The sequence below is a fragment of the Candidatus Binatia bacterium genome, assembly GCA_036382395.1.
In the GTDB taxonomy this organism is placed as follows: domain Bacteria; phylum Desulfobacterota; class Binatia; order HRBIN30; family HRBIN30; genus JAGDMS01.
Map to the genome: position 1 here is coordinate 1 of DASVHW010000262.1, position 7,765 is coordinate 7,765.

7 protein-coding genes are annotated in these 7,765 nt (G+C 61.9%); 4 read left to right on the top strand and 3 right to left on the bottom strand.

Going from position 1 to position 7,765, the window contains the following annotated elements; genetic code table 11:
• Positions 1-222: hypothetical protein (locus VF515_12290; GenBank protein HEX7408414.1), on the top strand; the 222-nt coding region annotated here is incomplete at its 5' end.
• A 164-nt stretch (positions 223-386) separates the two neighbouring features.
• On the opposite strand, the gene VF515_12295 is transcribed toward VF515_12290, so the two are convergent.
• The 3 genes from VF515_12295 to VF515_12305 form a co-directional block, all read right to left on the bottom strand.
• Positions 387-803, bottom strand: a complete 417-nt coding sequence (locus VF515_12295) for a PIN domain-containing protein (GenBank protein HEX7408415.1) — start codon at positions 801-803, stop codon at positions 387-389.
• Complete coding sequence (locus VF515_12300; protein HEX7408416.1) at positions 800-1,033, bottom strand: CopG family transcriptional regulator; 234 nt, start codon at positions 1,031-1,033, stop codon at positions 800-802. The genes VF515_12295 and VF515_12300 overlap by 4 nt, the downstream gene beginning before the upstream one ends.
• Positions 1,034-1,231: 198 nt before the next feature.
• Positions 1,232-1,486 carry a hypothetical protein gene (locus VF515_12305; protein ID HEX7408417.1) on the bottom strand — a complete coding sequence of 85 codons (255 nt, stop codon included), beginning with the start codon at positions 1,484-1,486 and terminating at the stop codon, positions 1,232-1,234.
• Positions 1,487-2,234: 748 nt separating this feature from the next.
• Here VF515_12305 and VF515_12310 point away from each other — a divergent pair.
• The 3 genes from VF515_12310 (at position 2,235) to VF515_12320 (ending at position 6,698) form a co-directional block, all read left to right on the top strand.
• Positions 2,235-3,026: a hypothetical protein gene (locus VF515_12310; GenBank protein HEX7408418.1), complete on the top strand. Its 792-nt coding sequence runs from the start codon at positions 2,235-2,237 to the stop codon at positions 3,024-3,026.
• 998 nt (positions 3,027-4,024) lie between these two features.
• The gene (locus tag VF515_12315) at positions 4,025-5,920 is read left to right on the top strand and encodes a hypothetical protein (protein HEX7408419.1); all 1,896 of its coding nucleotides are present in this window, start codon (positions 4,025-4,027) and stop codon (positions 5,918-5,920) included.
• 37 nt (positions 5,921-5,957) lie between these two features.
• A complete protein-coding gene (locus tag VF515_12320; protein ID HEX7408420.1) occupies positions 5,958-6,698 on the top strand; it encodes a hypothetical protein in 741 nt (246 codons plus the stop codon).
• Positions 6,699-7,765 lie beyond the last annotated feature (1,067 nt).

Genomic DNA, 7,765 nt, shown 5'->3' on the forward strand with positions numbered 1-7,765 from the left:
CATGTGAAAGCGGCGCGGAAACAGAGCGGCACGCCGGGGCGCATCATCGCCTACGTGATGACGCTGGAGGGCCCCGAGCCGGTGGGCCAGCTGACCGCTTCACCTGACTATGCCCACTATATAGAACACCAGATCGCTCCGGTCGCCGACGCCGTGCTCCGCTTCCTGGGAACCGACTTCGAATCGGTCGCGCAGACAAAGAGGCAGTTGGCGCTGTTTTGAATTCCCGGGCGCTGCCGGCTTCCTTGTATTTCTGTACCCTGACTGCGGGAATGCAAGGACGATCAAGCTCGCTGATGGCGATCGCCGTGCGGGCGGTGCGCTCGATGGTTGCAGAGGGAGGGACAGCGGCAACGGCGGCGTGGAACGCGGCCCGGTCTTGGCGGCTAATCGGTGCCGACAGGTACCACCCGGGCGCCTGCAAGTGCGAGGTCGCGGTCCGTTCCCCAGACTTCTTCGATTCGAAAACGATCGAGGAACACCAGGCTCGATGCGTCCACGTACGTGAGCTTGTGACCCCGGAGACGCTCGAGCTTGCGGATGACCAGCGCGTGGTGCTCGGCGTCGAGCGACAGCAGCTCAAGATGCGGCAGGTCGACGAGCGCCAGGCGGAAGGTCCGCGCGGCTTCCTCACCCAGGCGGTGGAGAAACCAGCCGTAAGTCTCCGACACGATCGCCAGTGACGAAAACCACCGTCGCGGCGGGTCTGAGAAGAGACGCGTCGCCGCCTGGTGATACTGATCGGATCGGTCGAGAAAGGCGATGAATATGCCAGTGTCCAAGAAGACCGGCCCGGCCCTCATGGCCGTGCGCGCCCATAGACCACGTCGTTGACGCTACGGCTCGCGTGTGGGTCGCCGGAGGACACCGAACCCGCGTACCGCATCCAAGGGCGAGCGGTTCCCTTCCGTTGCCCCAACGCCACCGCCACCGCGCGGCGCAAGAACTCGGCGAGGGAGATGCCACGCCGTCGCGCCTCCGCCTTGGCTTGGCGGTACGCGTCCTCTTCCAGGGATATCTGTGTCCGGATCATCTGTTATCAGGGTAATGTGGTGTGATAACACATGTCAAGCTCGCAGAGCCGGCCGGTCGAGCGTTGGGCGGCGAAGGTAGAGGTGTGCGATGGCCAGGAAGAGAGAATGCGTCGATTTCGTGAAATAGATCGAATCTCGGCTGGAGTCCTGCCGCACGCGCCGACTTCGCGGGCGCCGAAAAAGATCGTGGGTGCGAGTCACCGCGCGGCGAGAAGTGCCAACGGCTGGTTGCGGTGCAGCGCGGTGATCCGTACCCAAAGTGCCATCGTCCCCAAGCCGGAATTCCGCGAGTTGAAGAACACGTCGATGAAATCATTCTCGCCCACGGCGACGCGCAGCTTGACGGCGATCACCGTGCGGGCGGTGCGCTCGATCGTTGCAGAGGGAAGGACAGCGGCAACGGCAGCGTAGAACGCGGCTTCGAAGGCGTCTGGATCGTCAGCCAGCGGCATCCGCCGGTGCCGTCAACTCCCGGATGAAATCGAGAAGTTCCCGCCGCTCCATGGCGAGCGCTTCCCAGCCCATGAAGTCGCGCTCGGTGCGGCGCGCGAAACGCGCGGCGATTGCGACCCGCGTTCCAGTCCGCAGCTAACTGCTCGAACGTGCGGCCGTAGCGCCTCGAAGTCCCCGATCTGGTCGACGACGTCGCGCAAGCGAATCCGCACGGCTTCCAAAGCTACGACCTTGATCGACCCCGCCAGGCCAGCCGCCGGCTGCAGCTTGCGCAGAACAAGCTGAGCCCGTTCACTCAATTGCAGTTCTACGGCCACAGGGTACTGCCGAATCGGCGCTTCCGGCAAGTGTGTCGAGGTGCTGGGTAGTGGGTCACTTTGACCCACTACCAGGTACTGCGTCGAGGTACGGTAGGTACGGTGCCTGGCGAGGTCGCCCGGCCCTGCGAGCACGGATGAGCGACCGACCCCAGCGCCACCACGACCGCCGCGGTTTGGCCAGCTACCTAGCGCTCCACGCGGCTGAAGAACTCCGGGAGGCAATCGGTATTGAACTGAATGACATGAATCACCTAATCCCCTACCGACGGTCATTGAATCACTACGAGTATTGAGTACTAATGAGCGCACTTGTGTACTAACGTACACGGGGGCTGCTCCTAAGAAGCCTGCGGTGAACCACGCCCCCGCATGGGTTGCTCGTTCGCAACAGCTCGCCGGTTTAACCCCGGCCACAAAGAGGTGCATCATGGCAGCTCTCAAAATTAATGAAGCATCGGTCATTGCAGCCTTGGTCATCGCGCTCATTGCCACTGAGCCGAGACTCCTTGCGGCGCAGATCAGTGGCGACCAGCCGGTGATCTCCGGCACTGCTGGAACTGAAGCTGGTCCGCTCGGCCCGCCAGATATTGTCGACATTCCCGGCGTTGGGCCTGTCGACCTGAGCACTCTTCCGCCAAAGTTGCGCAACAACATCCGAAGGCCGGGAGTGGTTTACACGGAGCCGCCGGAGCAGTACGGGGACCTGCCGCCTCTGCCGCAGTCCCCGGACGTGGACGAGCCCCGTTCGATCCCCGAACTTACAAGTCCTGCGGAGGCGCCACCAACGCCCGAATTCAGGGAGGATATCTCGCAGGAAGAAGCCATGAGGCGTATGTACCAGAAGCGGGCTTGGCCCCTTGGCGAAATCCCGGAAGACGCACACCTGAAAGCGTGGCAGCACATACAGGAAATGCAAGAAGCTCCGCCGCCGGCGTTAGAAGCACCGGCCACCCCACAGTCATTGTTGCGACTGGGACCGGGACGATGGCTCGCGCGAGCCTGGGAAATGCTTGCTCCGCCGCCGGCATTCGCCCAGTCGGCTCTCTGGTCTCAGATTGGCCCGGCGCCGTTCCGAGTCGACAACGGCGCGGGACTGGCGAACGCCGGAAGGATCGCTTATGTGGCGGTGGATCCTCAAAACTCTGCGCGCATCTACCTAGGAACAGATCTCGGGGGGCTTTCCGCACGCTCGATGGTGGCACCACTTGGACTGCTTTGACGGACGACCAGCCAAGCCTCGTGATCAGGAGCGTCGCCATCCATCCGACCAACAGTGATGTCGTGCTCGCCGCTACTGGCGGGTACACATACCGGGGCGCAGGCCTTCTCCGTACCACAAACGCAACGTCCGCAGTGCCGGCGTGGTGCCAAATCGGCCCGACTTGGTGTAATGGCAATCCGCCGTGCGGCCTCTCTGGAACCTGCGTGGCCTCAAACCCAACAAACTGCCCGGAAACCGTGCCGGCGAATAGCGTCCTCTCGATCGGCGCCGTGGTCGTGGACGATACGAAGGTTACCGGTCCCGCTCCGTACCCGCGTGTTTGGGTCGCGACGTCGAAGGGGCTTTGGTGGTCTGACAACGCTCTTGATCCGGCGACGTACACTAACTGCAATCTCGTGAACTGGACGCGCATCACCGCCTTGCTCAACCGGGCCGATGGCCTTCCAAATCAGATCGGTACCCTGCTTGTGAGCCCGTGGGACTATCCCCCTACGAAGAATGGCGCGGACAAGAACACGCTGTTCGCGAGTGTGGTGAACAGCGACACGCCGTCACAAAATGGTTGGTACCGATCACCTGATCGCGGCGGCTGCTGGGCGCGAGTCAACCCCTCTGGATTCACATTTGGAGCGGACCTAAACTGTTATGATTCCGGACCGAACGCCTGCTCCACAATTGCGCGCGACACCGCTCAGGGCACAAGCGGAACCGACGTGATATACTCGACAATCAATGGCGGCAACCTACAAACGATGTGCGGGAACCCACCCAGCGCCGTAGTCAAGATGCGGCTGTACAAAGGTACCTTTCCCGATACGGGTGGGGTGTGCACAGGGACGGGCCTCACCTGGCACCTGATTACGGCAAATAGGACCTGCTCGACCAGCGCAGATTGTTGTGATGTCGGCTGCCAGTGTCTGCTCAACGGTCAGCCGCAGAACCCGTGTCCCACCGGCCAAACGTGCACTTGCGCCCCAGGCCCTGACTGCCAGAATATGCGATCTGTTCAGATCGACCCTGCGAACAGGAATGTTGTCGTACTCGGCGCAGAAGACCTTTCCCGCTCGACGGATGGCGGTACCAGCGGCTTCAAGATCCTGGGTGTTGGGACGCTGCATGTGGACCACCATGCATTCGCCTTTGACCCTGCGAATCACAACGTCCTGTTTGATGGAAACGACGGCGGCATCTGGAAGAGCAGCCCCGACTTCAGCAACGGCAGTGTGAACCCGGCGTGGAGCAGTCTCAATACGAACCTCGCGAACGCCGAGTTTTACGGCGGTACGATCGACACGCTCAATCCCGGCACCTCTGGGGGCGGCACGCAGGACGATGGGACCCTGCGCGGGGCCAATCCGCTGGAGTGGTCGTATTACACCGGCGGCGATGACGATGTCGTGATCATCGATCCCACGAATTCCAAGGTCATCTACAAGATGGGCGCCTTCGACAACGCCGGGGCGATTTCGCGCAGTACCGAAGGTTGGCTCAACTTCCACGATATCACCGGCCAGCTGCCTGGCAAACGCTTCGTCGGCAACTCCCCCACAATGGACCCGAACGACCACAGAAAGTTACTGGTCTTCTCCAGCACCGATCTCAAGGCTTACCGAACCGCCAACGCGGACGACCCATCGCCCGCGAACGTAACGTGGTCGTCTATAACGAGCAACGTTTTCCCCGCCAGCGGCGGTTCGCAGCCCAACTTTTCCGCAAACCTGGAGGCGCTCGCAGTCGCACCCTCCAACTCCGCGCTGATTTTCGGCGCAAGCTGCGGAGCTCAGGTGTGGCGCACCACGGACGCCGGTACGGGCAACAACTGGTATCAGAAAGGGGCCAGCGCCATACCAAATGTGTGCTTGAGCAGCATCGTCATCGACAGATCCCAGACCTGTAACGCGACTGCATGCACGGTTTACGTCACCAGCTTGGGTCCGGACGCCAATCCTTCCGCACCCGACCGTGTGTTTCGAAGTACCGATAGCGGTGCGACTTGGCAGAACGTCAGTGGGCTGGGCGGTACCTGCAGCGGCGGCACATGCCCCAACGGGTTTCCGTGCTCGAACGGCACCTGCCCGTATGCGCTGCCGGCCAACGTCGCGGCGAACAAACTTGCGATCCACACGGGGGACCACACCGTGCTGTACCTCGGTACGGATATGGGCATCTATCAAGGATGCCTGGCGTGCCGATCAACGAACGGAGCCTGCGACCCGAGCGGGTCGTCTGTGGTCTGTAACCCGAACGGGACCGTCTGGATGTGGGCGAAATTCATGAGCGGCTTCCCAAAGACTACGGCTGTCAACGACCTTGCTGTCAACTCCGAGACGGGCCGACTCCAAGCCTTCACCTACGGCCGCAGCGCTTGGGAAACGCAGCTTCCCAGCTATACCCTCCCCAACCCAGATCTCAAGGTGAACACGGCCAATCCGGTGACAGATGTATTTGGTCGCTCCGTGCGCATTAGCAGTGGAAGCGGGTTATTCTGGGCGGTGTCGTGGCTGGACGACCGCTACGGAGCCAACAACTGGCATGTCTTCGCCCGCGGCTACGGCTATGATGCGAATGGTAAGCCGAGCCCGCAAGCGAACGACTTCCAGGTTGACGACACCAGCACCCACGTCGCCCAGGCACCAGCGCTCGCCGGTAATCCGATACAGACACTCGGTATGTACGGTGCACACGTAGCATGGCAGGATGATCGACTTAGCCCCGGCGTATACCAGCATGTCTATTTCCAGTATGTCCGAAGCGATGGATACAAGCAGTTCGTAACCGACATGCGCGCCGATCAGCACGCCCCGGCGATCAAAGCCACTAATCCGGCGCTCAACTTCCAGCCGAACCTCAACTCGACGATTGCCTGGCAAGCGGGACCGCAGTGCCGGTAGCGCGCTCCGCGACGTTTGGGCGCGGCGCTTCGACTCGGTGGGCAGCGCGCTTGGAGGCGCGTTCCAGGTCAATGCCGCACCTCCACCTGTCACCTTAGACGCAACGTTCCCCGCAGTAGGGGCAGACAGTGCCAGTAATACCTACATTGCATGGGAAGAGAAAGACACCGCTTCGGGAACCGACTATAGCATCCGCATCAGCAAGTATGACGCAAATGGCGTGCTCCAAAGCCCGTCACGCGTCCGCGTCGATACGGGTACGCCCGGTGATAACACTGTGCGTCACGACGTGGCGCTCACGGTGGACAATCAGAATCCCTCGACTATCCTAGCGACATGGTGGGAGGGCCTCAACAATGGCCCCGAGACGGTTTTCAGCACAAGACTGGCAATCACAGGGGGCTCCGTGACGTTCCTAGACACAGCCGCGGTTCAGGTCAATCAGCCCCCCGGATCGCCGAGCGGCCTAAAACGGGCAATATACCCGAAGGCAGCATTGGATCAGAACAACACCGCCCTCGTGACGTGGCAGGCGACAGTCAACGACCAGACGCAGTTCACCTGGAACATATTTGGACGAAGCTTCGGGCTGGCTGGAGGCATTGGCAACGCGCCGCTGAAGAACGACTTCCGCATCGATCTTGCGCCGCGCGCTGCCGCGGCCCGGGCGCCAGGCGTGGCACGCGCCTCAACGGCAGGCAAGTTCGTGTATGCATGGCGCGACAACCGCGCAGGCCACTATGACGTGTACACACGTTTGGTGACCTCGGTTCCGTAAGGAGCTGGGAGCAGATCCTCACATGACCTCTCGCTGGCCTATGAGCCTATTGTTCGTAAGCGTACTCTCCTCCTGGGCACTCACCGTCCGCGCCGCACCTTTTGCCTACGTTGATGGATCGAGCGATGGCACGCTGTCGGTGATCGGCGCAGTTGCGGTGGGTCGTGACCGGTCTGTCGCATCCACCGTGACACTCCAGACCGCAACGGCGACGCCGACTATGGGCCCCTGCGGTCCAGTCTGCCGTGGTCTTTCACAGTCGTGCACGGCAATCGTCGACGGCAGGCCAGTCAGCGGCGCCTGCTTTATGCAAACGGACCACGGCTGCGAGTGTGGGCCGGAGGGCCCTCCACCGACGAGCACGACAATTCCGACGGCGACGCCGACGATGGGCCCCTGCGGTCCAGTCTGCCGTGGTCTTTCACAGTCGTGCACGGCAATTGTTGACGGCAGGCCAGTCAGCGGCGCCTGCTTCATACAAACGGACCATGGCTGCGAGTGTGGGCCGGAGGGCCCTCCGCCGACGAGCACGGCGAATCCGACGGCAACGGCACCGAGCCCCACCCCTCTACCCGTCCTATGCGCGGGAGATTGCGACGGCACCGGTTCGGTCACGGTGGACGAATTGATTCTTTGCGTGAATATCGCCCTGGGCAATCTTCCGCTTATGGCGTGCAACGCGTGCGATGCGAACGGGGACGGCAACGTAACCGTCGATGATCTCCTGAATGCCGTGAACAATGCCCTGAACGGCTGCCGGGCACCGGCCTCACGACCCTAAGTCGTCTCGCCAGGACTCGGAACTCGGCTCCGGCATCGTTGCTGCCAGGCTCCAACACTTCGCTTGCAATCGGCAGTGCGAAAGATTACGCAGCTGACTCGGTTCACCTGTGACGACTCACGACGTACGAATCAAGGCTGACGACATCGGTCGCTTGTTCATCGTCGGCATTCCCGGACCGCAGCTCGATGTCCAAACGCGACGGACGCTGGAGCGACTGCGCGTCGGCGGTGTCATCCTCTTTCGTCGCAACGTCGACACACCGGCGCAGATTGCGGCCCTCACG

Excerpts from the sequence above, each read along its gene's own strand:
- VF515_12305 (HEX7408417.1), bottom strand. The coding sequence starts at position 1,486 with ATGCCGCTGGCTGACGATCCAGACGCCTTCGAAGCCGCGTTCTACGCT.
- VF515_12300 (HEX7408416.1), bottom strand. The coding sequence starts at position 1,033 with ATGATCCGGACACAGATATCCCTGGAAGAGGACGCGTACCGCCAAGCC.
- VF515_12295 (HEX7408415.1), bottom strand. The coding sequence starts at position 803 with ATGAGGGCCGGGCCGGTCTTCTTGGACACTGGCATATTCATCGCCTTT.
- VF515_12310 (HEX7408418.1), top strand. The coding sequence starts at position 2,235 with ATGGCAGCTCTCAAAATTAATGAAGCATCGGTCATTGCAGCCTTGGTC.
- VF515_12315 (HEX7408419.1), top strand. The coding sequence starts at position 4,025 with ATGCGATCTGTTCAGATCGACCCTGCGAACAGGAATGTTGTCGTACTC.